Origin of the sequence: Rhodococcus sp. NPDC127593 (assembly GCF_042671975.1) — a bacterium.
In the GTDB taxonomy this organism is placed as follows: Bacteria; Actinomycetota; Actinomycetes; order Mycobacteriales; family Mycobacteriaceae; genus Rhodococcus_F.
Map to the genome: position 1 here is coordinate 168674 of NZ_JBHXWI010000008.1, position 23226 is coordinate 191899.

Here is a 23226-nt window from a genome sequence, read left to right on the forward strand (position 1 = left end):
ACGAATCGGGCTCACGGCGTCGAGGGCTGCACCGGGGGTACGAACTCGAACGTCGTTCCGAGCAGCCACACCAGGAGCAGGACCACCGGCAGGTGGAACATGAACTGCAGGAACGTGAATCCCACCAGGTCGCGGGCCCTGAGCCCCAGCACCGCGAGGAGGGGCAGCATGAAGAACGGGTTGATCAGGTTCGGCAGGGCCTCGGCGACGTTGTACACCTGGACCGTCCAGCCCAGGTTCATCCCGACATCGGTGGCCGACTGCATCACGTAGGGCGCCTCGACCAGCCATTTTCCGCCTCCGGACGGTACGAAGAGACCCAGCACGACCGTGTAGAGGGCGATGACGACGGTGAAGCCTCCGCCGCTGCCGATGTTCGTGAAGAACTCGGCCAGGTGCTCGGAGATGGTGAGGCCGTTTCTGCCCTCGGCCTTCGTGAGGATCGCGGCCATCGCGGCGTACAGCGGGAACTGGACCAGGATGCCGGCCGTGGCCGGGACGGCCAGCGCGACGGCTTGCAGGAATTTGCGCGGCGTCCCGTGCAGCACCAAACCCAGCATGAGGAAGACCAGCAGGTACGCGTTCAGGCTGCTGACGACGGTGAGCAGGGGTTTGGTCATCAGCTGGGAGATGAGCCATCCCAACGTCATCAGTCCAGCCAGCGCCGGCAGGATCCGGCTGTATTCGAGCCACTCTCCCGGTCGCGATCGGGGTGGCACCTTCTTGGGCCGGTCGTCGAGGTCGACGTCCAAGTCCTGGGCGGTGGTGACGGCCGCGCCCCTCGGCGCGGAGAAGTGGGCGATCACCACGGTCAGGGCGATGATGATCACGCACATCAGCAGCGACTGCCACGTGAAGATCGTGGTCCCGAAGTCGAGGACGCCGGTGATCTCCAGCAGCGCCGGCGGCAGGGACGCGGCGGTGGCCTGGAGTTGCGCGGCGGACGAGGACATGCCGAGCGCCCACACGGCGCCCAGACCCATGAAGGCCGCCGCGCCGAGTGCACGGTAATCGACTCTCAGGTCGGATCGGCGTGCGATCGCCCGGGCGAGCAGCCCGCCGAACACCAGACTGAGCCCCCAGTTCAGGAAGGAGACCGACATGGACAGGAATGCGACGAAACTGACTGCGGTGCGCCCCGTGTGAGGCACCATGGCCAGACGATCGATCAGCCGGGCGACCGGCGGGGACGTGGCGACGACGTACCCGGTCAGCACCACCATGGCCATCTGCAGGGTGAATGCCGTCAGATCCCAGAAACCGTTACCGAACGCGTCCACGACCGTCTGCGGAGACGAACCGTTGGCCAGCGCGGCCACCGCGACGACGAAGACGCCGACGAGGGCGAAGACGTAGGCGTCCGGAAACCATTTCTCCGTCCAGCCGGCCAGCGACTGCGCGACCCGCGCCAGTCCCTTCTCGGAACGGACTTCTTCGGTGGCGGATGTCATGCGGCCGTTCCTCTTCTCTACGCGATGCGGAACCTACGAATAGTCGCGTTCGATCCTCAGAGTCCCGATGGTGGTGGCCAGGGCGTCGTACTGGGTGACCAGAAAGCAGAATTCGATCATCCGGCGGTCGTCGAAGTGGGTGCCCAGCGCCGACCACGCGGCGTCGTCCAGGTTGTCGGTGGCGACGAGTTGGTCGACGGCGGTGAGGATGGCGCGGCGGCGTGCGTCCCAGCCCTCGGCGCCGGGACCTTCCAGGACCTGTTCGAGGAGCGCCGGGGTGACGCCTGCCCGGCGTCCGAGGCGCACGTGGTGGTCCATCTCGTAGCCGCACTTCCGCAGGTGTGCCACCCGAAGGATGATCAGTTCGGTCTCGTACCGCGAGATCTGCCCGCCCGGCATCAGCTTTCCGGAGTACTGCAGCCACGCACGGAAGAGGCCCCTCGTGCGGCCCACCGTGCTGAACAGATGTGCGTCCGGCACGCCGGCGACGCGGGAGATGATGCACCACAGCACCCAGTTGACGGGGCCGAGTTCCTTCAGACGTCCGGGTGGAATGCGTGCGGTCACGCCGCCCCCTCTCCTTCTACTCGTCCCCTGGTGGGAACGGCTGCGTGCGCGCGTAGTTCGATCGAACGGGTCATCTCCGTGGCCCGAAGTGCGAGCATACGCACAGAATCCGACCCGGGTACCCGGGACGGCGCGTATATCCGATTCTTCCGCCCCGCGATTCCCCGTTCGAGTGCGTCGACCGCCACCGTGATCGACGAGGTCCGGGCCAGTGCGCTGCCGCGGGGTGGGGGAAGCGCGACGCCGTCGAAATCGATCAGGGTCCGGTCCGTGTCGATCTCGCCGAGCCGGGCGATACCCACCCGGGTCCCCTGCGGTTTCATCTCTTCCCGCAGAGCCTCGCCGAGTTCCTCGGCACCGCCTCGCGTGGCGCCGTGCACACCACGCAGGGGGCTGAACGTCGTCGACGACGCCACGACGAGCGCGTACCCGTTGCGATGCCCGATGTACGGTCCCGCGGCCCGCAGCGTGTGGTACGTCCCCATCACGTTCACCTCGATGGCATACCGCATCACTTCCGGATCACCCTCGACGATGTGCGCCGGGGGCGTCACGCCCGCGTTGGCGACGACGACGTCGAGTCCGCCGAGCCGGCCGGCGAGGTAGTCGAACGAGTCCTCGACGGCTCGCCGGTCGCGGATGTCGCAGCGACGCCACGGCGCCCGGCCGCAGGTGGTGGCGGTCTGTTCGAGGAGTTCGGGTTCGAGGCCGAGCAGCCCGACGCGGGCGCCCCGCTCGTGAAGTCGTCTGGCGAGCCCGGCGCCGATACCCCGGGCTGCGCCGGTGATCAGGACGCGGCGTCCGACCAGATTCTCTTCGAGAGTGCGTGACATGAAGCGAGTTCCCAACCTGTGTTACCGAGCGGTAGCAAGACGCTAGCACCCGCTCGGTTCGTTGGTGGGAAAAATGTCCAACCGAGTTGGACAACTGTCTCAATCCCGGATCGCCCAGGCCATGCGGGCAAGGGAAAGTGCCTGTTCAGCACGCTCGATGACCACTTCACGCGACTCGCTGATGTGCGCGAACAGCGTGTCGTACGCGGTATCCAGCTTCCCGTCGAGGGCGAACTCGGCCACCGAGATGTGCTCGTCGATGGTCGCGCTCATGCGGTCGGGGGTGAGGTAGTCGAACATCCGGACCGGCCGCACCTTCGCGTTCACGCTGACGAGCGCATCGGACAGCGCCCGATTGCCGGCCGACCGAAGCAGGACGGTGTGGAACTGCTCGTCGAGCGCCACGAACCCGGCGTCCGGCTCGGGGTTCTCTTTCCGCAACGCGTACCACCGGTCGAGCTCGGGCCCCAGGACGTCCGGGTCGTGTGACAGCGACTCGTCGGCGCGGACCCGGGCGATTCCCTGGAGCTCGAGCGTGATGCGCAGTTCGTACAGTCCGGCCAGCTCGTCGATGCGGGGGCGGTACGGAAACAACCCGCCCACGTCGCGCTGGACGAGTCCGTCGGCGAGGAGCCGGGCCAAGGCCTCGCGCACCGGCGTCCGCGACACCCCGTAGGTGTCGGCGAGACGCTCCTCACCGAGACGCTGTCCCGGTGGGATCCGGCCGCTCATCAGGTCGGTGCGCAGCGACAGATACACGTGATCGCTGAGGGAGCCGGCCGGTTCTCGGCGTGCCATCAGATGGCCATCGCCGCGCGGACGTCGGAGACCGCGGTACGGACGTCGGAATCGGGTGCGGCGCCACCGGCGCCGGAGGACGTGACCCGCCCCGACTCGAGGACGTAATAGCTCTCGGCGGATTCGAGTGCGAACCCGATGTGCTGTTCCACCAACAGGACTCCGAGACCGCCGCGGCGGGTGAGATCCACGATGGTGCGCTCGATCTCCGCGACGACGGACGGCTGAATGCCCTCCGTCGGTTCGTCGAGGATCAGCATCTTCGGTTCCGTGATCAGGGCCCGCGCGATGGCGAGTTGCTGACGCTGCCCGCCGGAGAGGAGACCGGCACGCCGGTCGAGCAGGTCGCGCAGCGCCGGAAACAGATCCAGCACCTCGCCGACGAGTTCCTTTCCGCGCTTGCGGCCGTCGGCCACCACCTGAAGATTCTCCGCGGTGGTCAACTGACCGAACGACTGCTGGCCCTGCGGCACGTAGGCGAGGCCGCGCGCCACCCGGGCGCTGGGCCGCAGCGCCGTGACGTCCTCGCCGTCGAACAGCACCCGGCCCGAGCCGGCCTTGATCAGTCCGACCGCGGCCCGGAGAAGTGTGGTCTTGCCCGCGCCGTTGTGTCCCATCACCGCGGCCACACCGTCCGACGGGACCGTCAGCGAGACTCCGTGGATCACTTCGGTTCGGCCGTATCCGGCCCGGATGTCGTCAAGCTCGAGCATCGCTGTCCTCCTTCGAAACCTCGGGCTGCAACTCGGGGGCGGCACCGGCCGCTGCGGTCCCGAGGTACACCTCCTGCACACGTGGATCGGCCTGCACCTGCTCCACGGTTCCCTCGCTCAGCACCTTCCCCGCGTGCAGCACGGTCACCGACGTCGCGAACGCGCGCATGAAATCCATGTCGTGCTCGACCACCACGACGGTCCGCTCACCGCCGATGCGGCGCAACAGGTTTCCCGTCTCGTCGCGTTCCTCGTGGCTCATGCCGGCCACCGGTTCGTCGAGCAGCAGGACGGAGCAGTTCTGCACCAGCAGCATCCCGATCTCCAGCCACTGCTTCTGCCCGTGCGCGAGGATTCCCGCGGGGGTGTCGCGGAGCTTGCCGAGACCGGTGACGTCGAGTGCCTCCTCGATGGCCGGGAGCACCGTCTTGCGTCGGCGCAGCAGGGTGACTGCAGAGCGGCCCGCGCCCGCCGCGATGTCGAGGTTCTGGAGCACCGTCAACTCCTCGAACACGCTCGCGGTCTGGAACGTGCGGCCCACGCCGAGCCGGGCGATGCGGTGCACCTTCTTGCCGATCAACTCGACACCGGATTTCGTGACCGATCCCGTCGCGGGGACGAGCCCGGTGATGGCATCGACGAGTGTGGTCTTGCCGGCGCCGTTGGGGCCGATGAGGAACCGCAGGTCGCCCTGCATCAGGGTGAGGTCGACGCCGTCGACCGCCTTGAAGCCGTCGAAGCTGACCCGAAGGTCCCGGACCTCGAGGTACTCGCTGGACATGCCGGCGTTGCCGCCGAGCACGGGTTCCTTGGCCGTGGCGGGAATCGTCATCGGGCCATCTCCATTCGTTCCGTCGGCTCGGTTTCGTCTTCCGGTCCCGGCGGGGCAGGTTCGTCGGAGGAGGCCTTCTTCTTCCGCTTCAGCAGCGCGAACAGCCCCGCGACACCGGCCGGGAAGAAGCCGACGACCACGATGAACAACAGGCCCTGCGCGTACGTCCAGCCGGACGGAAACGACTCCGAGAACGCGCTCTGCGCCCACGCCACCCCGATCGCGCCGAGGACGGGACCGAGGAGTGTGGAGCGTCCGCCGATGGCCACCCCGATCAGGAACGCGATCGACGGGACGATCCCGACGTCGGCGGGGGAGATGATGCCGACGATCGGCACGAACAGGGCGCCCGCGAGGCCCGCGAAGAACGCGGCCGTCACGTAGGCGACGAGTTTGATGTTCGCCGGGTCGTACCCGAGGAAGCGCACGCGCTCCTCCTGGTCCCGGACGGCGACGAGCAGTTCGCCGTACCGGCTGTTCCTCAGCTGCCGGGTGATGGCGACGACGGCCAGCAGCACACCCGCGGCGATGAAGAACACCATCTGCTTGTTGGCCGGATCGTTCAGGTTGAACCCGAAGAACGTGCGGAACCGGTTGAGGCCGTTGCTTCCTCCGGTGCTCTGCTGACCCACCAGCAGGATGGCGAACGCGGCGGCGAGCGCCTGGCTGAGGATCGCGAAGTAGGCGCCCTTGACGCGGCGCTTGAACACGCCGAGCCCGAGGACGAACGCCACCAGCGCCGGGATCAGCAGGATTCCCAGGATCGTCACGATCGGCGAGGTGAACGGCACCCAGTAGCCCGGCAGTTCGCGGATGCCCGCGATCTGCATGAAGTCGGGCACGGTGTCGCCGCGGAGTTCGGCGTCGGCGATCTTCAGGTGCATCGCCATCATGTAGGCGCCCAGCCCGAAGAAGACACCCTGGCCGAGAGTGAGCATGCCGCCGCGGCCCCAAGCCAGGCCGATACCGACCGCGACGATCGCGAAGCACAGGAACTTGCCGAGCAGACTCAGCCGGAAATCGCTGAGAACCGCGGGGGCAGCGACGAACAGAAGCAGTGCGGCCAGTGCGAATCCCGCCCACGCGCGGTAGCGGCCACTCGTCAGGATGCTCATACGAGACTCCTCGTCTTGACGGCGAACAGGCCCTGCGGCCGAACCTGGAGGAACACCACGATGACCACGAAAACGATGACCTTGGCGATCGACGCCGTGGTCGAGTACTCCACGAACGAATTGAGGATGCCGAGCGCGAACGCGGCGATCACCGCGCCCTTCATCTGACCCAGGCCGCCGACCACGACCACCAGGAACGCGTCGATGAGGTAGCTCTGCCCGATGGTCGGGCTCGTCGACCCGATCAGGGTGAGCGCCACACCCGCGACACCCGCCAGACCGGAACCGATGAAGAACGTCGTCACATCGGTTCGGCGACTGGAGATCCCGCTCGTCTCCGCGAGGTCGCGGTTCTGCACGACGGCGCGGATGCGGCGTCCCATCGGGGACTTCTGCATCGCCAGCGACAGCGCGACGACGGCCACGACGGCCAGCACCAGGATGAACAGGCGCGTCTTCGGCACCACCGCGCCCAGAATCTCCACACCACCGGAGAGCCACTCCGGTGCGGCGACGTTGACGGCGGGCGCACCGAAGACGTCCCGCGCCAGCTGCTGCAGGATCAGTCCCACCCCGAACGTCACCAGCAGCGTGTCCAGCGGCCGGTGATACATCCGCTTCACGAGGGTGACCTCGAGGAGGACGCCCATCGCGCCACCGACCACGAAGCCGACGAGCAGAGAGATGAACAGAGAACCGGTGGCGCTCGACACCACCTGCTGCACCACATATGCCGTGTACGAGCCGGCCATGATGAACTCGCCGTGGGCCATGTTGATGACGCCCATCTGGCCGAACGTCAACGACAGCCCCAGCGCCGCGAGCAACAGGATCGATCCGATACTCAACCCGGTGAACAGCTGTCCGATCACTACATCCATCGATGTATGTCCTCTCTCTTCCCTCGTGCTCGTCGGACCGTGCTCTAGCTACCCAGCGACTCGGCCCACGGGTAGGACTTCAGGTACGGGTCCGGCTGAATCGGGGTGCCCGAATCCCAGACCGTGTAGATCAGACCGTCGTTCCGGATCTCACCGATGCGCGCGGTCTTGGTGATGTGGTGGTTGGACCCGTCGATGGTGACCAGTCCTTCCGGCGCGGCGAACGTGACACCGTCCGCGTTGTCCTGGATGTCTTTGGTGGCGAAGGAGTCAGCCTTCTCGACGGTGTTCTTCCACAGGTACACGGACGTGTAGGCGGCCTCCATCGGGTCGGACGTCGGCTTGTTCGCGCCGTACCGGGCCTTGTACGCGTCGACGAACGTCTTGTTCTCCGGCGTGTCGATGGTCTGGTAGTAGTTCCAGGCGGTGAGCTGGCCCTCGATGTTCTGGACGCCGATACCGCCGACCTCCTCCTCGGCGATCGACACCGACACGACGGGCATGTCGGCGGGCTTCAGCCCGACGTTCGCGTACTCGCGGAAGAACGCGACGTTGGAGTCGCCGTTGAGCGTGTTGAAGACGGCGTCCGCGTCGGCGGAGCGGACCTTGTTGACGATGGTCGAGAAGTCGGTGGAACCGAGCGGGGTGTAGTCCTCACCCTTGATCTCGATGCCGTTGGCCTCCGCGTACGCCTTGATGATGCGGTTGGCGGTCTGCGGGAACACGTAGTCGCTGCCCACCAGGTACAGCGACTTGACGCCCTTTTCCTTCAGGTAGTCGAGGGCGGGCACGATCTGCTGGTTGGTGGTAGCGCCGGTGTAGAAGATGTTCTTCGAATCCTCGAGCCCCTCGTACTGCACGGGGTAGTAGAGCAGCGAGTTGTTGTCCTCGAACACCGGCAGCATCGCCTTGCGGCTCGACGACGTCCATCCGCCGAACACCGCTGCGACGCAGTCACTGCTGATCAGCTTCTCCGCCTTCTCGGCGAACACGGTGGGCTCCGAGGCGCCGTCCTCCGCGACGATCTGGATCTTCTTGCCGAGCACGCCGCCCGAGTTGTTGATCTCGTCGACCGCGAGTGCGATCGAATCCCGGACGGTCACCTCGCTGATGGCCATCGTGCCGGACAGCGAGTTCAGCGACCCGACCTTGATCGTGTCCCCGGAGGTGTCCACACAGGACGCCGCGGTGGACTCGCCGGCAGTGTCGGACGCCTTGCTGCCACAACCGGTCAGCACGAGCCCGATGGCGGCGAGCGCGGTCGGTGCAGCGAGGGCGCGCTTGGAGAAGGTGCGCATGTACGGGCCTTTCCGTCGGAGGACTTGGGGACCTCCGCAACCCGGGACATGTATCCGCCCCACGTATACAGAGGTGTATTCGTGGGGCGAACATTAAGTGGCGGTTGTTGCGTCTGAATGTCTGTCGGTGACGTGTTCGTGACGCGAATTACGGTTGCGTGAACAAGCGCTCACAGTGCTGACGGGCTGGCGGGATGCCGGTGCCTTTGCGGCCAATGTCACACCGGTTCAGTCGGATTGAACCGATGCGGCATCGGGCGCGTCAGCGGATCAGGTACGGGGAGACCGAACTCTGGTGCTCGCTGATGTCGAGTTGCTTGCCGAGCGGCGGGAAGGCGCGCTGAGGGCAGTTGACGCGCTCGCACACCCGGCAACCGGCGCCGATGGGGGTGCCCGGGTTGGAATCGTCGAGGTCGAGACCGTCGCCGTAGACGAGGCGGTGGGCGTGCCGGATCTCGCAGCCGAGCCCGATCGCGAAGATCTTGGCCGGCTGACCGTAGCGCTGGGCGCGACGTTCGACGGTCCGGGCGATCCACAGGTACCGGCGGCCGTCCGGCATCTGCGCGATCTGGTTCATGATCTTGCCGGGGTACGCGAACGTCTCGTACACGTTCCACAGCGGGCACGTGCCGCCGCTGGTGGAGAAGTGGAACCCGGTCGCGGACTGCCGCTTCGACATGTTCCCGGCCCGATCGACGCGGACGAACATGAACGGGACACCGCGCAGCTTCGGACGCTGCAGCGTCGAGAGGCGGTGGCAGATCGTCTCGTAGCTCACCGAGTAGAACGCGGACAGCCGCTCGATGTCGTATCGGAAGTCCTCGGCCACGTCGTGGAACTGGCCGTAGGGGAGGACCGTGGCCGCGGCGAAGTAGTTGGCCAGCCCGAGCCGGGCGAGCGCAACGGACTCGTCGCTGGTGAAGCCGCCCTCCGCCACCAGCTTGTCGAGCAGGTCGCCGTATTCGAGGTACGCCAGTTCGGTCGCGAACTTGAACACCTGCTGGCCGCCCGACAGGTGCGGCGAGATCTCCAGCAGCCGGGACTCGGGGTCGTACCGGTGCAGGACGTTCTCGCCGAGGTCGATGCGCTTGACGATCTGCACGTCGTGCACGGTCTGCAACCTGCGGGCGATCTCACCGCCGACGTCGCCGCGGTGGAACCGCATGCGCGCGGTCAGTTCCTCCGCCGCCGTGTCGAGTTCGTGCAGATAGTTTTGCCGCTGATAGAAGTAGTCGCGGACCTCCTCGTGCGGCATCGTGATCGAGCCGCTGCCGCTGCCGTCGCTGTAGCGGTCCTCCGTGGCGAGAGCCAGCTGCGCGGTGGTGTTGCGGAAGCGGCGGTGCATGTTGACCATCGCCTTCGCCAGACCCGGATGCGACGCCACCATCTCGGCGATCTCCTGGGCGTCAGCGTCGATGCCCATCTCCTGGTCCAAAGCCACCTCGCGCATCTCCGCGATCAGGCGGGTGTCGTCCTGGGACGAGAAGAACGTGGTGTCGACGCCGAACACCTCGCTGATCCGCAGCAGCACCGGCACCGTCAGCGGCCGGACGTCGTGCTCGATCTGATTGAGGTAGCTGGCGGAGATCTCCAGCGTCTTCGCCAGCGCCGCCTGGCTCAGTCCACGCTCGGTTCGGAGCTGACGCAACCGGGTGCCGACGAAGGTCTTGGACATACGGCAATGGTACCGGTGCAGGTCAGATGTGCGAACGGAACCTTCGCAAGATTTACTGCGCGGGTCGGGATGCGGTGCCGCGGGGCGAATGTACCTCTCGGCGCAGTGGAGGCGCTGAAAGGTACATTCGCCCCGCGCTCAGGCCTTGTTCTCCGAGCGCGGCGCGCCGATGCCCGGGTCGATCTGGAACGGACCCGACGCGGACGGTGCGACGGGGAAGTCGAACATCGCCGTCGGCAGGTACACCGTCGAGCAGGAGTTCGGGATGTCCACCACCCCCGACAGCCTGCCCTCGATCGGTGCGGCGCCGAGGAGGAGGTAGGCCTGCTCGGGGCTGTACCCGAACTTGGTGAGGTAGTCGATCGCGTGGAGACACGCCCGCTGATACGACAGGTGCGAGTCGAGATACTTCTGTTCCCCATCGAGGGTGACGGACGTTCCGGAGAACGCGAGCCACTCCGAGTACTGCGGGTCCGTGTTGCCGGGCATGAAGATCGCGTTCTCGGACACGCCGTACGTATCCATGCCGCCCTTGATGATGTCGACGCGCAGGTCGATGAAGCCGCCCATCTCGATGGCCCCGCAGAACGTGATCTCTCCGTCGCCCTGGGAGAAGTGCAGATCGCCGACGGACAGGTTCGCGCCGTCGACGAACACGGGGTAGAAGATGCGGCTGCCCTTGGTGAGGTTCTTGATGTCCTGGTTGCCGCCGTTCTCGCGTGGGGGCGCGGTGCGGGCGGCCTCGCCGGCGACGCGGTCGAAGTCGGCGCCCGACAGAGACCCGAGGACGGCGTCCTGCGGTTCGGGTGGCAGGGCGAGTGGGGGAACCCGGCCGGGGTCGGTGGCGATGAGCGCGCCCTCCCTCGAGTTCCACGTCGACAGGAGAGCCGCCGACGGCGCGGTGCCCATCAGCCCGGGGTGGACGATGCCGGTGAACGAGACGTGCGGGACGTGCCGCGACGTGGCGGTCTGACCGGAGAAGTCCCAGACGGCCTTGTAGGCGTCGGGGAACTGCTCGGTGAGGAATCCGCCGCCGTTGTGGCGGGAGAAGATCCCCGTGTACCCCCATCCCTGGCCGGCCAGGGGGCCGGAATCCTCCTGGGGGATGGGTCCGACGTCCAGGATGTCGACGATCAGCAGGTCGCCGGGCTTTGCGCCGTCCACGGCGAACGGTCCGGAGAGTGTGTGGACCGTGGTGAGGGGTGCGTTCAGGATGTCGTCGGCGGAGTCGTCGTCGTGGATGGCGCCGTCGAACCATTCGCGGCAGTGCACGCGGAAGGAGTCGCCCGGTTTCACCGTCACCGCGGCCGGGATGTCGGGGTGCCAGCGGTTGTGGCCGACGATCGCCTGATCGGTGAACTTCTTCGAGGAATCGAGCGGAAACAGCAGTTCGGGCATGTGCGCTCCTTCGGTGGCCGGTCAGGGACGAGGAAGTCGGCGGTGCAGGGGATTGCTCGTGAAGGGTGAACGCCCGGCCGTGGTCCGGGGTGGCGGACCGGTCACGACGTCCGGTTCGTGAGCCGACCTCTCGGTGCTGTCGAGGAGGTTCATCGCGGACGACGACCCGTGGCCGAGGCGCGGGGAGGACACGAGCCGGGCGGCGTCGCGGTCGCACCGGGGGCAGCGGGTGGTGCCGGGTACGTCGGCCATGGGGAACGACCGCTCGAACGGGCCGCAGTCGGCGGCGCATCGGAATTCGTACAGCGGCATCGTGGTGCCCTTCGCCGGAGGAGACCATTCGAGGTCACGGTAACCGACCAGATTGGTGATTGCAGTCACAACGGGCGCGTCGAGGGGTGTGCTGCACCGGGAAGGCGAGAGTCGCAGGGGCGGAAATATCTGTGTACGGCGAGTTGCGTGCATTTGGTTCACCACCTGCGACTTTTTGCTACTGGCGAGTATTTTTCCCCTCCGATCGGGCAGGTGTGGCGCCGACCTTTCTTAACAGTCTTTGCAAGGCGCTGTGAAAAGCTAGCCAAGATTGGCAGTAGCAACAGGTAGACGGCACTTTTTGCTTGTGTCATTCTCGGTAAGTACATACGAAGGGCCTGGCAAGGATGTGAAGCAGTACATCCGTACCGGACCAGAGATCGAAGAGAGTGGAGTCTTGATGTCGACCACCGGCACCCCGAAGACCGCAGCTGAAATCCAGCAGGATTGGGACACCAACCCGCGCTGGAAGGGAGTAACCCGCAACTACACGGCGGAGCAGGTCACCAAGCTCCAGGGCACCGTTGTCGAAGAGCAGACCCTCGCACGCCGTGGTTCCGAGATCCTCTGGGACCTCGTGAACAACGAGGACTACATCAACTCGCTGGGCGCGCTGACCGGCAACCAGGCCGTTCAGCAGGTCCGTGCAGGCCTCAAGGCCATCTACCTGTCCGGCTGGCAGGTCGCCGGTGACGCGAACCTGTCCGGACACACCTACCCCGACCAGAGCCTCTACCCGGCCAACTCGGTCCCGCAGGTCGTGCGCCGCATCAACAATGCGCTGCTGCGCGCCGACGAGATCGCCAAGGTCGAGGGCGACACCTCCGTCGACAACTGGCTCGCCCCGATCGTCGCCGACGGCGAAGCAGGCTTCGGTGGCGCGCTCAACGTCTACGAGCTGCAGAAGGCCATGATCGCGGCCGGCGTCGCCGGTTCGCACTGGGAAGACCAGCTCGCTTCGGAGAAGAAGTGCGGCCACCTCGGTGGCAAGGTCCTCATCCCCACGCAGCAGCACATCCGCACCCTGACCTCGGCTCGCCTCGCGGCCGACGTCGCGGACGTTCCCACCGTGGTCATCGCCCGCACCGATGCCGAGGCCGCGACCCTCATCACGTCCGACGTCGACGAGCGCGACCAGCAGTTCCTGGACGGAACCCGTACCGCCGAGGGCTTCTTCGGTGTCAAGAACGGCATCGAGCCCTGCATCGCTCGCGCCAAGGCGTACGCGCCGTACGCCGACCTCATCTGGATGGAGACCGGCGTGCCGGACCTCGAGGTCGCCAAGAAGTTCGCCGAGTCCGTTCGCAGCGAGTTCCCGGACCAGCTGCTCGCATACAACTGCTCGCCGTCCTTCAACTGGAAGGCGCACCTGGACGACTCGACCATCGCGAAGTTCCAGAAGGAGCTCGGCGCGATGGGCTTCAAGTTCCAGTTCATCACCCTCGCCGGCTTCCACTCGCTCAACTACGGCATGTTCGACCTGGCCCACGGCTACGCCCGCGAGGGCATGACCGCCTTCGTCGACCTGCAGGAGCGCGAGTTCAAGGCTGCCGAGGAGCGTGGCTTCACCGCCATCAAGCACCAGCGTGAGGTCGGTGCCGGCTACTTCGACCGCATCGCCACCACGGTCGACCCCAACACCTCGACGGCTGCTCTGAAGGGCTCCACCGAAGAGGGTCAGTTCCACTGAGCCTTGTCCTCCAAGGCTTCGACCGATCAAGGTTTCACCTGATCAACCCGACCCCGGGGAGGGGCCTGTAAGAGGGCCCCTCCCCGGGCGACGACTCCACTAGACGAAAAGGAGCTGACGTGACCAGCGAAAAGATTCAGCGCGTCGGCGTGATCGGCGCCGGGATCATGGGTGCCGGAATCGCTGAGGTGTGTGCTCGCGCGCACGTCGACGTTCTGGTGTTCGAGCAGACCCGCGAGCTTGCGGCGGCGGGGCGTTCGCGCATCCTGCGTTCGCTCGACCGCGGAGTGAGCAGCGGCAAGATCACCGAGCGTGAACGTGAGCAGGCTGCCTGGCGGCTGCGGTTCACCTCCGATCTCGGTGATTTCGCGGACCGGCAGCTCGTCGTGGAGGCCGTCGTCGAGGACGAGAAGGTGAAAAGCGAAATCTTCACCGAGCTCGACGAGGTCGTGACGGATCCGAACGCGGTGCTGGCGTCCAACACGTCGTCGATCCCGATCATGAAGCTGGGCATCGCCACGAAGTCCCCGGACCGGGTCATCGGGATGCACTTCTTCAACCCCGTTCCGGTGCTTCCCCTCGTCGAGCTGGTGACCACGCTCAAGACGAGCAAGTCGGTGTCCGAGCGGGCCGAGGCCTTCGCGAGCGACGTGCTGGGCAAGCAGGTCGTCCGTTCCGCGGACCGTTCCGGGTTCGTCGTCAACGCCCTCCTGGTGCCGTACCTGCTCTCCGCGATCCGCATGGTGGAGTCCGGGTTCGCGACGAAGGAAGACATCGACAAGGCAACGGTTCTCGGTCTCGCACACCCGATGGGTCCGCTCGCGCTGACCGACCTGGTGGGCCTGGACACGGTCAAGTCCATCGCCGACTCCATGTACGAGGAGTTCAAGGAGCCCCTGTACTCGGCGCCGCCACTGCTGCTTCGCATGGTCGAGGCCGGGTTGGTCGGCAAGAAGTCCGGCGCGGGCTTCTACGAGTACGGCGACAACGGCCGTGCCAGCAAGAAGGCCAGCTAGTAGGTAGGTAGGCGACTACACCTGTGCGCCTTTCACGACCACTGGCGGTTGTGAGAGGCGCACAGGTGCATCGAGCCCAGAGGCATTCTCAGCCACTGGACTGAGCCCAGAAAGGTCGACCGCATGTCCAGCACCGCAGCATACGGATCCAGCATCCTGGGGTATCCCCGCATCGGACCTCGCCGCGAACTCAAGCGTGCCCTCGAGTCCTACTGGCACGGCACGAGCACGAAGGAAGAACTCGTCGCCGTCGCCCGGGACCTCCAGGAGGAGACGTGGAGTGAGCTCGCCGCGACCGGTCTGACCCAGGTCCCGGGCAACACGTTCTCCTACTACGACCACGTACTCGACAACGCGCTGCTGTTCGGTGCCGTGCCGGAGCGGTTCAAGCCACTCGAGAACGAGCTCGATCCGCTGGACTTCTATTTCACCCTGGCGCGTGGCCGGCCGGACTTCCCGCCGCTCGAGCTGGTGCGGTTCTTCGGCACCAACTACCACTACCGTCAGCCCGAACTGGACGAAAATTCCGAGTTCTCCCTGCGGTCCGAGACCGTGATGGATGAGTTCGAGCGGGCGAAGGCGCGCGGGATCGAACTGCGTCCCGTGGTCCTCGGCCCGGTGTCACTGCTCCTGCTGTCGAAGGTCGGTCCGACGTCGAAGCGGTACGGTTTCTCGACCCTCGACCTGCTGGACAAGGTGCTGCCGGAGTACGAGCGGCTGTTCGAGCAGCTCGCGAAGGCCGGCGCCACGTGCGTCCAGCTGGACGAGCCGTCGTTCACCGAGGACCGCACACCGGAAGAACTGGCCGCGTTGGCTCGGGCGTACGAGAAGCTGTCGCACGCACCGCTGCGTCCCCGCATCCTCGTCACCGGTCCGTACGGGCATCTCGGGGAGGCTCTCGCCGTCCTCGCCTCCACCAAGGTGGAGGCCCTCGGGCTCGACCTCGTCAGTCACCGGCTGAGCGCCGACGAGCTGATGAAGATCCCGGGCATCAAGCGCAAGCGCATCTACGCCGGTGTCGTCGACGGCCGCAACGTGTGGCGCGTCGACCGGTACAACACGCTGACGTATCTGAACACGCTGAAGGACGTCGTGCCGGATCTCGTGGTGTCGACGTCGACGTCGTTGCTGCACGTGCCGTACGACGTGCTGTCCGAGTACGACATCCCGGGTGATGTGGCGGACCGGCTCGCGTTCGCGAAGCAGAAGGTCGGCGAGGTGGTCTCGCTGGCCAAGGCGCTCACCGAGGGTCCGTCCGACAAGTGGCGCAAGCGTCCCACGTCGGTGCACTTCAAGCTCAAGCACGCGGTGCGCGCACGGGTCAACGCGATCAAGCCGGGCGACCGTATCCGGGTTCCGTACGAGGAGCGGCGGGTCGCCCAGCAGGAGCGACTGAACCTGCCGCTGGTTCCGGCGACGACGCTGGGCTCGTTCCCGCAGACGGGCGCGATCCGGCAGGCCCGGTACGAGCTGGGTGAGGGACGCCTCGAGTGGAAGGAGTATTACAAGCGGATCCAGGCCGAGATCGAAAGCACGATCCGGTTGCAGGAAGACATCGGTCTCGACGTCTTCGTGCACGGTGAGCACGAGCGCAACGACATGGTGCAGTACTTCGCGGAGCTTCTCGAGGGGTATGCCTTCACCCACAACGGCTGGGTGCAGGCTTACGGCTCGCGGTGTACACGTCCGCCGATCCTCTACGGGGACGTGTCGCGGCCGAAGCCGATGACCGTCGAGTGGATCGCGTACGCGCAGTCGCTGACGGACAAGCCGGTCAAGGGAATGCTCACGGGTCCGGTGACAATGATCGCGCGGTCGTTCGTCCGCCAGGATCAGCCGCTGTACGAGACGGCCGACCAGTTGGCGCTGGTGATCCGTGACGAGATCGCCGACCTCGAGGCGGCGGGTATCGCGATCATCCAGGTCGACGAACCGGCGATCCGGGAACTGCTGCCGTTGCGCGAGAACGGCCGCGAGGCGTATCTGGAGTGGGCGGTCGACGCCTTCCGTCTCGCGACGGGCGGGGCGAAGCCGGAGACGCAGATCCACACGCATCTCACGTACACGAGCCGGGCGTCGGTGGTCGACGCCATCGAACGGCTCGATGCGGACGTGACGGCGATCGTGGCGACGCGCTCCATCACCTGGGTGCTCGATGCCATCAAGGAGCGCGCGCTCACCCACGGTGTCGGTCCGGGTGTGTACGAGAGCCGGTCGGCCCGGATTCCGGACATCGACGAGTTGGACGAACTGCTCACGGAGGCGAGCGAGTCGGTCTCCCTCGAACGGTTGTGGGCCAACCCGGACGGTGGCCTGAAGACACGGCACTACTGGCAGCTCGAGCCTTCGCTGCGCAACATGGTGGCGGCCGCGAAGCGTCTGCGCCGACGGGCCGAGAAGGAAGAATTCGAGGACTGAATCCTCGGGCGTGTTCGGGGTCACCGCGTCAGCGGCGGCCCCGAACGTGCGTTCGGTCGTGCAAACATGTAGGCATGTAAGCATGGTTACCGCAGCCGCATACGCAGTCACGTCCAGCGAAGGCTCCTTCGAGAAGACCACTATCGAACGCCGCGAGCTCGGACCGCTCGACGTGCTCATCGAGATCAAGTTCGCCGGCATCTGCCACTCCGACATTCATACCGCCCGCAACGAGTGGGGCAGCACGCACTATCCGGTCGTGCCCGGTCACGAGATCGCGGGCGTGGTGAGCGCGGTCGGCTCCGGCGTCACGAATCACCAGGTCGGCGACCGGGTGGGTGTCGGCTGCTTCGTCGACTCCTGCGGCGAATGCGACGCCTGCCGGGCCGACGAGGAGCAGTACTGCGTCAACCGTGTGACCGGCACGTACAACGCCCAGGGGCGCGACGGCGAGTGGACACAGGGCGGCTACTCGACGCACATCGTCGTGACGGAACGATTCGTCCTGTCCATCCCCGACGGCCTGGAACTGGACGTCGCGGCGCCGCTGCTCTGCGCAGGGATCACGCTGTACTCACCTCTCGCACACTGGGGAGCCGGACCGGGCAAGAAGGTCGCCGTCATCGGGATGGGCGGCCTCGGACACGTCGGCGTGAAGATCGCGCATGCGATGGGAGCCGAGGTCACCGTGCTCAGCCAGTCCCTCGGCAAGAAGGACGACGGCCTGAAATTCGGTGCCGACCACTACTACGCCACCTCGGATCCGACCACGTTCACGCAGTTGCGCAGAGAATTCGACCTCATCGTCAACACTGTCTCGGTGAATCTCGACATCGACGCGTACATGTCGATGCTTGCGATCAACGGAACCCTGGTCGAACTGGGGTTGCCGGAGAAGCCGATCGAGGTGCGCGCGTTCAGTCTCGCAGCCAACCGTCGCAGCCTGGCCGGTTCGATGGTGGGTGGCATCGCTCAGACGCAGGAGATGCTGCATTTCTGCGCCGAGCACGGTATCGGTGCCGAGATCGAGGTGATTTCCGCGGACGAGATCGACGGCGCGTACGACCGCGTGGTCGGGAGCGACGTGCGGTACCGATTCGTGATCGACACGGCAACGATCTGACCCCTACGCGTCACCGAGTTGATCTCGCAGTGACGCCAGTGTCTTCGCCAGCAGCCGGGACACGTGCATCTGCGAGATACCGACTCGGTCGGCGATCTGGGTCTGTGTCATGTTGCCGAAGAACCGCAGCATGAGGACGGTCCGCTCGCGTTCAGGGAGCGATTGGAGCAGGGGGCGCAGGGTTTCGTGGTTCTCGACGTCGTCCATCGCGGCGTCGTAGTCGCCGAGTGTCTCCACCATGGACAGCTCGCCGGTCCGGTCCGACGACGTGTTGTCGACGGAAACGGTCTGGTACGCGTTGCCGGCGAGGAGCCCCTGCGCCACCTCCTCCTGTTCGAGGTCCAGGTGTTCGGCGAGTTCGCTGACGGTGGGGGCGTGGCCGAGGCTCTGGGACAGTTCGGCGACGGCCTGGCTGAGCGCAAGGTGCAGTTCCTTCATCCGGCGGGGTACCCGCACGGCCCACCCGGTGTCGCGGAAGTGCCGGCGTACCTCGCCCATGATGGTGGGGACGGCGAACGACACGAAGTCGGATCCCCGCTCGACGTCGAACCGGTCGACCGAGTTGACCAGCCCGAGGCGCGCGACTTGAACCAGATCGTCGTGCGCCTCGCCACGGCCGTCGAAACGGCGTGCGATGTGCTCGGCGAGTGGAAGACAGCGCGTCACGACGGCGTCGCGCACTCTGCTGCGCCGGGGATCGTCCTCGTCGAGGGCTGCCATCTGTTCGAACAGTGCTGTGACGTCCTGATACTCGTCCGGCCAACGGGCCGTGTGCCCCCCACTGTGAGTATGGGACGTCACAGACTCAGGCCGTTCTTCACCTTGGTGAATTCCATGGTGGTCACGAATCCCGCGGTGGCGGGGTCGGGCTCCTGTTTCAGATCGACCGAATCGGTGAGAGCGTTGAGTACGTGCCAGGCGAACGAACGCTCGCCGAGGGAGTCGACCGAGGTGGTAGTGCTCGATACGTCGACTCGCAGGGTGTTGTCGAGATATTGCAGCCGGCACACCAGGACCGCGTCCGGTGTCGCGCGGACGATCAGCTGGGTACAGATCTCGTCCATGGCCAGTTTGATGTCGGCGATGGAGTCGAGGTCGAAATCTTCGTGGATGGCAACGGTTGCTGCCAGGGCGCGCAGTACGGAGAGCTGATCGGGCGTTGCTCGCACGCGCAGTTCGACGACGGGATGTGTGTGATCCTGGTCGGGTTCGATTGTCTTGGCGATGGCCATGAGACCTCCGGGTCGGGCGTACCGTGCTGTCGGCGGGCGGTGGGTCGGCTCGCGCTGCTGAGAAGTCAGGGTAGCGATCCGGCGACACCGCAGGTGGAATACCGCAGAACAGGACCGATCAAACCAGTCCGATCAGTACGTTTGCCCGAGTAATGTGGGCGGCACGATCAGCGTTCCTGAGGCCCTCGGCAGGGTCATGGTGGTCACGGGAGACGAGTGGGATGCCTGACGAGATTCACCTGCACACGTTGACGAGTGATGTCGAGACTGTGCAGGCCGACGCGGTCACCGCGTCGCTCGACTCCGTGCTCGGGTTGCTCGAGCCCGAGGGCGAGACCGACGCCGTGCTGCTCACGCTGTGCCGGCGGGTAGTCCAGGCGTTCCCCGGTGCGGCGATGGCCGGGATCACTGTTCTCCGGGCGACGGGTCCCGTCACGGTGGCCGCGACGTCGGACGAGCTCGAAGCACTCGAGGAGTTGCAGTACCGCTTCGGCGAGGGTCCTGCGCTCGACGCCGTGCGCTCCCGCGAGACCGTGCGGGCCGACCGCGTCGCCGCGCACGAGAGGTGGCCGGCGTACGCCGCGAGTTCCGAACCGGCCGGCGTCCACAGCTACCTGTCCGTACCCCTGCCCGTCGCCGAGCAGTCAGCCGCGCTGAATCTGTACGGACTGTTGCCGCACGCCTTTCACCAGATGGACGCGTCGGTGCTCGAGTTGTACGTCGAGGCGGCAGCGGTCGCGGTGCGCAACGCGCGGCGGTACAGCGAGGCGAGAAATCTGATCGAGCAGCTTCGTATCGCCCTCCGGTCCCGCTCCGTCATCGACCAGGCGAAGGGAATCGTGATGGCGTTGCGGGGTCTCGACGCCGAGACCGCGTTCGACGTCCTCGTCACGCGTTCGCAGCGGGAAAACGTCAAGCTGCGTGTGGTCGCAGAACGTGTCGTCGCGGCTGTTTCGGCCCGTACAACCGTGCATAACGGTTTGTAATCGCCCACCAGGGCAAATGAGAGCCCGAGTATCTGTTATTTCCTTGTGACACATCACAGGCGGGAGTAGTCTCGAACCGAGGTTGAACACACAGCCGATGTCGGGAAGCGCTGCCGTAGCAGACAGTGTCATGTGTCCGAGGTCGGGTCTGTCTGCAGGTGCTCCGCTTCCCCACTCAATGTTCGAGATGGGGTGAGCCATGTCTGTTGGTCCAGGGGTCCCAGAACCTGAAATGGCGTGTTCGGGCACGGAGTTCGGTACCACGTACAAGCCGAGGGTAACGCTCTCGGCAGTCGGTTCCGCTCCGACACGCTGTGCAAGCGCGGAATTCACTTCCGAGCGTCTAGGTTCCGGGGTGATGTTGGTAGGGGTGCGAGGCGAGATCGACCTGTTCAGTGCACCGGGGTTCCGCGACTACGTGTGCACACGGATCTCGCCCGAGGGGCAGTTCATCCTCGACATGTCGAAGGTGGATTTCATCGGAACAGCGGGTTTGTCGGTGCTCGACACCGTCCACGCGACGAACGTCCGGGACGGGCGGACGTGGGCGATGATCTGCGGCCGGCCGGTATATCGGCTGCTCAGGGCCGCGGGCCAGGAGTCGAGCTACCCGTGCTTCGCTTCCGTGGACAGTGCCCTCGGGGCCTGGCACGGCCGAACGGCCTGACCGTCCGAACCGGCGCCCGAAGTCAGTGGGCGCCGGTTCGACTCGTGCGCGGAGGAGCCGACACGCAGCGGCCGTAGGCGCGGAGGGTGTCGGTGGCGACACGGTCCCACGAGTAGCGGGCGCGGGCGCGATCGCAGCCCGCCATGCCGTATCCCGTGCGCAGGGCGTCGTCGTCGAAGATCTGTCGCAGGGCCTCGGCCAGGCGGACCGGGTTGCGCGGTGAGATGAGGCGTCCGGTGATGCCGTCGACCACCGTGTCCCGCATACCGCCGACGGCGGACGCCACCACCGGGGTACCGCAGGCCATCGCCTCGAGCGGAACCATGCCGAACGGCTCGTACCACGGGGTGCACACGACGGCATCCGCCGAGCGCAGCAGCGAGGGCATGGCGTTTCTCGGCACGCGCCCGACGATCCGTACCCGGTTGCGCACCTTCGCCTCACGGGCCAGTGTCAGCAGTCGCGACGCTTCGGGGTCGTCGGCGACGTCGTCGGCGGCCGGCCCGCCCGCGATGACGAGTTCGGTGTCGGGAAAGTGGGTGAGCGCCTCGATGGCGGTGTCGAAGCCCTTGCTCGGCGCCAGCCGGCCGACCATGACGAGGCGATGGCGTTTGCCCTTCTCGTCGGCGCGGCCGTCGGGCGTGAACTCGGCGACGTCGACGCCGGACGGAACCACGGACGTTCGCGAGCGCGGCAGGCCGAGGTGGGAGAGTTCGAACACCTCGTCGGTGCACGTCGCCACGACCCGGGTGGCTCCGCGGGCGATCAACTGTTCCAAGTGAATTCGGTTGTGGGTGCTCGACGAATCCGCGCGCTCGAAACGCTGCTCGACCACCCCGAGCGCATGGAATGTCTGGACCACCGGAATGCCGAGCGTGCGGGCGGCGAGTTGCGTCGCGATCCCGGACATCCAGTAGTGGGCGTGGACGATGTCGGGCCGCTCGGCTTCCCATTCGGTCTTCAGGAAGCTGCCGAATGCCCCCATCAGCGGCAGGATCTCGGCCTCGGACATCCGCCGCGCGGGCCCGACCGGGACGTGCACCACGGTATGCCCGCCGGGGGTCGTGACCCGTTCCGGGGCGTCCTCGCTGTCCGCCCGGGTGTAGACGGTGACGTCGTGCCCCTCTCGCGTGAGTGCGGCCGACAGTTCGGCGAGGTGAATACTCTGCCCCCCGACGTCGGCGCCGTCCGAGACGTCGAGAGGGCTGGCGTTGGCCGAGACCATCGAAATCCTCAATCGTCTCGAGGTGCCGACGGCTGCAGTTCTCATCGGCTGCCCGCCGCACACGGGAGATCTCGGTTCGCGATGAATGGCCGTCATGCCACGGGGATTCCCGAACTTCGGGTTTGTAAACCGACCGGCTAGCACTCTGTCACAGGACAGGTCGCATGGGCCGGCCGGTGTTGCGTTCTAGTACCAGCGCCGCCTGCCGCCGACCGCACGCCCGGTGGCGCCGAGAATCCACAGGATCGCGCCGATCACCAGGAGGATGATGCCGATGGTCCACAGCCAGGTGAGGCCGGTGAGCCATCCGATCAGGAGCAAGATCAGTCCGAGCACGATCATGACGTTCCTCGATTCTTCATCCCACCGGGGTGACGAGAGAGTCCGATCCCGGACCCTCCCGCACCCCGTCGACTCCTGCGCCCATTGCGTAGGTCAGATGCCCGCCGAGCGCGCCGCCGATGCCGATCGCGAGTAGTCCCGCGGTGCTCGTGGCGACTGCGCGTGCGTCCGTTCCGTGTCTGCGGCGAAGGTAGGACGCGAGCATGGCCGTGATGCCGATGGCGTTGGCCTCGGCGTGGATCAGGCCGACGCGGCGCTGACGCGTATCGCGTTCGGACCAGTCCGCCCAGCCGGTCACCAACGTCGGGGGAGTGGCGAGCAGTCCCAGGCCGATCAGCCTGCGTGCGCCGACGTGATCGCGGAATGCCAGATCGAAGACGGTCGCGCCGACCCACGCCCCGATGGGGAGGCTGACGAGAACGGGATGCACGGGGTGCCCGAGCCAGGATCCGCGTAACACCGCGCCCGCGTCGGACGAACCGAGCGCCCCCTGGATCCTCTGTTGCAGGAACCGGCTGCCGCCGTCGAGGAACCCGGCGGACTCCGCCTTCCGGAACAGGCTCTCGAGGTTCATGATGTCCGATTACCCAGGGCGGCGCGAAGAAAACCGGCCTACCTTGTCGTCGATGCAGGTCGGGCGTAGCGTCGGGACCA

General features: G+C 66.3%; 23 protein-coding genes. 6 read left to right on the forward strand and 17 right to left on the reverse strand.

Annotation, left to right across the window (positions count from 1 at the left end; all coding sequences use genetic code 11):
* Nucleotides 1–11 precede the first annotated feature (11 nt).
* The 12 genes from ACFVJ3_RS09740 to ACFVJ3_RS09795 all read right to left on the reverse strand — a co-directional run bounded on the left by ACFVJ3_RS09740 (nt 12) and on the right by ACFVJ3_RS09795 (nt 11942).
* Complete coding sequence (locus ACFVJ3_RS09740) at nt 12–1451, reverse strand: short-chain fatty acid transporter (protein ID WP_378451867.1); 1440 nt, start codon at nt 1449–1451, stop codon at nt 12–14.
* 33 nt (nt 1452–1484) lie between these two features.
* On the reverse strand, nt 1485–2018 hold the full coding sequence (locus ACFVJ3_RS09745) for a carboxymuconolactone decarboxylase family protein (RefSeq protein ID WP_378451868.1): 534 nt from the start codon (nt 2016–2018) through the stop codon (nt 1485–1487).
* Nucleotides 2015–2851: an SDR family NAD(P)-dependent oxidoreductase gene (locus ACFVJ3_RS09750; protein ID WP_378451869.1), complete on the reverse strand. Its 837-nt coding sequence runs from the start codon at nt 2849–2851 to the stop codon at nt 2015–2017. Before ACFVJ3_RS09750 ends, ACFVJ3_RS09745 begins: the two co-directional genes overlap by 4 nt.
* A gap of 99 nt (nt 2852–2950) precedes the next feature.
* Nucleotides 2951–3649: a GntR family transcriptional regulator gene (locus ACFVJ3_RS09755; RefSeq protein WP_378451870.1), complete on the reverse strand. Its 699-nt coding sequence runs from the start codon at nt 3647–3649 to the stop codon at nt 2951–2953.
* Nucleotides 3649–4362 (reverse strand): urea ABC transporter ATP-binding subunit UrtE, encoded by a 714-nt coding sequence (gene urtE, locus ACFVJ3_RS09760; protein ID WP_378451871.1) that lies wholly within the window; start codon nt 4360–4362, stop codon nt 3649–3651. The genes ACFVJ3_RS09755 and urtE overlap by 1 nt, the downstream gene beginning before the upstream one ends.
* Nucleotides 4349–5194: an urea ABC transporter ATP-binding protein UrtD gene (gene urtD / locus ACFVJ3_RS09765; RefSeq protein ID WP_378451872.1), complete on the reverse strand. Its 846-nt coding sequence runs from the start codon at nt 5192–5194 to the stop codon at nt 4349–4351. Before urtD ends, urtE begins: the two co-directional genes overlap by 14 nt.
* On the reverse strand, nt 5191–6309 hold the full coding sequence (urtC, locus tag ACFVJ3_RS09770; RefSeq protein ID WP_378451873.1) for an urea ABC transporter permease subunit UrtC: 1119 nt from the start codon (nt 6307–6309) through the stop codon (nt 5191–5193). Before urtC ends, urtD begins: the two co-directional genes overlap by 4 nt.
* Nucleotides 6306–7190, reverse strand: coding sequence for an urea ABC transporter permease subunit UrtB (gene urtB, locus ACFVJ3_RS09775; RefSeq protein ID WP_005251836.1), 885 nt, complete (start codon nt 7188–7190; stop codon nt 6306–6308). Before urtB ends, urtC begins: the two co-directional genes overlap by 4 nt.
* Nucleotides 7191–7234: 44 nt before the next feature.
* Nucleotides 7235–8488, reverse strand: a complete 1254-nt coding sequence (gene urtA / locus ACFVJ3_RS09780; protein WP_378451874.1) for an urea ABC transporter substrate-binding protein — start codon at nt 8486–8488, stop codon at nt 7235–7237.
* A 262-nt stretch (nt 8489–8750) separates the two neighbouring features.
* Entirely contained in the window at nt 8751–10163 is a 1413-nt protein-coding gene (gene ramB / locus ACFVJ3_RS09785; protein WP_378451875.1) for an acetate metabolism transcriptional regulator RamB, read from the reverse strand.
* 138 nt (nt 10164–10301) lie between these two features.
* Entirely contained in the window at nt 10302–11561 is a 1260-nt protein-coding gene (gene fmdA, locus ACFVJ3_RS09790; RefSeq protein ID WP_378451876.1) for a formamidase, read from the reverse strand.
* A gap of 21 nt (nt 11562–11582) precedes the next feature.
* Nucleotides 11583–11942 (reverse strand): FmdB family zinc ribbon protein, encoded by a 360-nt coding sequence (locus ACFVJ3_RS09795; protein WP_378451877.1) that lies wholly within the window; start codon nt 11940–11942, stop codon nt 11583–11585.
* A 331-nt stretch (nt 11943–12273) separates the two neighbouring features.
* Here ACFVJ3_RS09795 and aceA point away from each other — a divergent pair, with 331 nt between their 5' ends.
* The 4 genes from aceA to ACFVJ3_RS09815 all read left to right on the forward strand — a co-directional run bounded on the left by aceA (nt 12274) and on the right by ACFVJ3_RS09815 (nt 18120).
* A complete protein-coding gene (aceA, locus tag ACFVJ3_RS09800) occupies nt 12274–13563 on the forward strand; it encodes an isocitrate lyase (RefSeq protein ID WP_378451878.1) in 1290 nt (429 codons plus the stop codon).
* Nucleotides 13564–13682: 119 nt separating this feature from the next.
* Complete coding sequence (locus tag ACFVJ3_RS09805) at nt 13683–14579, forward strand: 3-hydroxybutyryl-CoA dehydrogenase (RefSeq protein ID WP_378451879.1); 897 nt, start codon at nt 13683–13685, stop codon at nt 14577–14579.
* A gap of 123 nt (nt 14580–14702) precedes the next feature.
* Nucleotides 14703–16997 (forward strand): 5-methyltetrahydropteroyltriglutamate--homocysteine S-methyltransferase, encoded by a 2295-nt coding sequence (gene metE, locus ACFVJ3_RS09810; RefSeq protein WP_378451880.1) that lies wholly within the window; start codon nt 14703–14705, stop codon nt 16995–16997.
* 82 nt (nt 16998–17079) lie between these two features.
* Nucleotides 17080–18120, forward strand: a complete 1041-nt coding sequence (locus ACFVJ3_RS09815; RefSeq protein ID WP_378451881.1) for an NAD(P)-dependent alcohol dehydrogenase — start codon at nt 17080–17082, stop codon at nt 18118–18120.
* A 3-nt stretch (nt 18121–18123) separates the two neighbouring features.
* Here the strand turns inward: ACFVJ3_RS09815 and ACFVJ3_RS09820 are convergent, their stop codons facing one another.
* Both ACFVJ3_RS09820 and ACFVJ3_RS09825 read right to left on the reverse strand, forming a co-directional pair.
* Nucleotides 18124–18921: an RNA polymerase sigma factor SigF gene (locus ACFVJ3_RS09820; RefSeq protein WP_378451882.1), complete on the reverse strand. Its 798-nt coding sequence runs from the start codon at nt 18919–18921 to the stop codon at nt 18124–18126.
* Nucleotides 18918–19352, reverse strand: a complete 435-nt coding sequence (locus ACFVJ3_RS09825) for an ATP-binding protein (RefSeq protein WP_378451883.1) — start codon at nt 19350–19352, stop codon at nt 18918–18920. The genes ACFVJ3_RS09820 and ACFVJ3_RS09825 overlap by 4 nt, the downstream gene beginning before the upstream one ends.
* A gap of 221 nt (nt 19353–19573) precedes the next feature.
* On the opposite strand from ACFVJ3_RS09825, the gene ACFVJ3_RS09830 reads away from it, so the two are divergent.
* Both ACFVJ3_RS09830 and ACFVJ3_RS09835 read left to right on the forward strand, forming a co-directional pair.
* Nucleotides 19574–20338: a GAF and ANTAR domain-containing protein gene (locus tag ACFVJ3_RS09830; RefSeq protein ID WP_378451884.1), complete on the forward strand. Its 765-nt coding sequence runs from the start codon at nt 19574–19576 to the stop codon at nt 20336–20338.
* 358 nt (nt 20339–20696) lie between these two features.
* Nucleotides 20697–21005 carry an STAS domain-containing protein gene (locus tag ACFVJ3_RS09835; RefSeq protein WP_005251861.1) on the forward strand — a complete coding sequence of 103 codons (309 nt, stop codon included), beginning with the start codon at nt 20697–20699 and terminating at the stop codon, nt 21003–21005.
* Nucleotides 21006–21027: 22 nt separating this feature from the next.
* Here the strand turns inward: ACFVJ3_RS09835 and ACFVJ3_RS09840 are convergent, their stop codons facing one another.
* The 3 genes from ACFVJ3_RS09840 to ACFVJ3_RS09850 form a co-directional block, all read right to left on the reverse strand.
* Nucleotides 21028–22230, reverse strand: a complete 1203-nt coding sequence (locus ACFVJ3_RS09840) for a glycosyltransferase (RefSeq protein ID WP_378451885.1) — start codon at nt 22228–22230, stop codon at nt 21028–21030.
* A 186-nt stretch (nt 22231–22416) separates the two neighbouring features.
* Nucleotides 22417–22572 (reverse strand): DUF6131 family protein, encoded by a 156-nt coding sequence (locus ACFVJ3_RS09845; protein ID WP_005251863.1) that lies wholly within the window; start codon nt 22570–22572, stop codon nt 22417–22419.
* A 16-nt stretch (nt 22573–22588) separates the two neighbouring features.
* On the reverse strand, nt 22589–23146 hold the full coding sequence (locus tag ACFVJ3_RS09850; RefSeq protein ID WP_378451886.1) for a DUF2231 domain-containing protein: 558 nt from the start codon (nt 23144–23146) through the stop codon (nt 22589–22591).
* Nucleotides 23147–23226: the final 80 nt, after the last annotated feature.

Bases quoted from the DNA above. Each gene is read 5' to 3' on its own strand.
- ACFVJ3_RS09740 (WP_378451867.1), bottom strand. From the start codon at position 1,451: ATGACATCCGCCACCGAAGAAGTCCGTTCCGAGAAGGGACTGGCGCGG.
- ACFVJ3_RS09750 (WP_378451869.1), bottom strand. From the start codon at position 2,851: ATGTCACGCACTCTCGAAGAGAATCTGGTCGGACGCCGCGTCCTGATC.
- ACFVJ3_RS09755 (WP_378451870.1), bottom strand. From the start codon at position 3,649: ATGGCACGCCGAGAACCGGCCGGCTCCCTCAGCGATCACGTGTATCTG.
- urtE (WP_378451871.1), bottom strand. From the start codon at position 4,362: ATGCTCGAGCTTGACGACATCCGGGCCGGATACGGCCGAACCGAAGTG.
- urtD (WP_378451872.1), bottom strand. From the start codon at position 5,194: ATGACGATTCCCGCCACGGCCAAGGAACCCGTGCTCGGCGGCAACGCC.
- urtC (WP_378451873.1), bottom strand. From the start codon at position 6,309: ATGAGCATCCTGACGAGTGGCCGCTACCGCGCGTGGGCGGGATTCGCA.
- urtB (WP_005251836.1), bottom strand. From the start codon at position 7,190: ATGGATGTAGTGATCGGACAGCTGTTCACCGGGTTGAGTATCGGATCG.
- urtA (WP_378451874.1), bottom strand. From the start codon at position 8,488: ATGCGCACCTTCTCCAAGCGCGCCCTCGCTGCACCGACCGCGCTCGCC.
- ramB (WP_378451875.1), bottom strand. From the start codon at position 10,163: ATGTCCAAGACCTTCGTCGGCACCCGGTTGCGTCAGCTCCGAACCGAG.
- fmdA (WP_378451876.1), bottom strand. From the start codon at position 11,561: ATGCCCGAACTGCTGTTTCCGCTCGATTCCTCGAAGAAGTTCACCGAT.
- aceA (WP_378451878.1), top strand. From the start codon at position 12,274: ATGTCGACCACCGGCACCCCGAAGACCGCAGCTGAAATCCAGCAGGAT.
- metE (WP_378451880.1), top strand. From the start codon at position 14,703: ATGTCCAGCACCGCAGCATACGGATCCAGCATCCTGGGGTATCCCCGC.
- ACFVJ3_RS09815 (WP_378451881.1), top strand. From the start codon at position 17,080: ATGGTTACCGCAGCCGCATACGCAGTCACGTCCAGCGAAGGCTCCTTC.
- ACFVJ3_RS09825 (WP_378451883.1), bottom strand. From the start codon at position 19,352: ATGGCCATCGCCAAGACAATCGAACCCGACCAGGATCACACACATCCC.
- ACFVJ3_RS09830 (WP_378451884.1), top strand. From the start codon at position 19,574: ATGCCTGACGAGATTCACCTGCACACGTTGACGAGTGATGTCGAGACT.
- ACFVJ3_RS09835 (WP_005251861.1), top strand. From the start codon at position 20,697: ATGTTGGTAGGGGTGCGAGGCGAGATCGACCTGTTCAGTGCACCGGGG.
- ACFVJ3_RS09840 (WP_378451885.1), bottom strand. From the start codon at position 22,230: ATGGTCTCGGCCAACGCCAGCCCTCTCGACGTCTCGGACGGCGCCGAC.
- ACFVJ3_RS09845 (WP_005251863.1), bottom strand. From the start codon at position 22,572: ATGATCGTGCTCGGACTGATCTTGCTCCTGATCGGATGGCTCACCGGC.
- ACFVJ3_RS09850 (WP_378451886.1), bottom strand. From the start codon at position 23,146: ATGAACCTCGAGAGCCTGTTCCGGAAGGCGGAGTCCGCCGGGTTCCTC.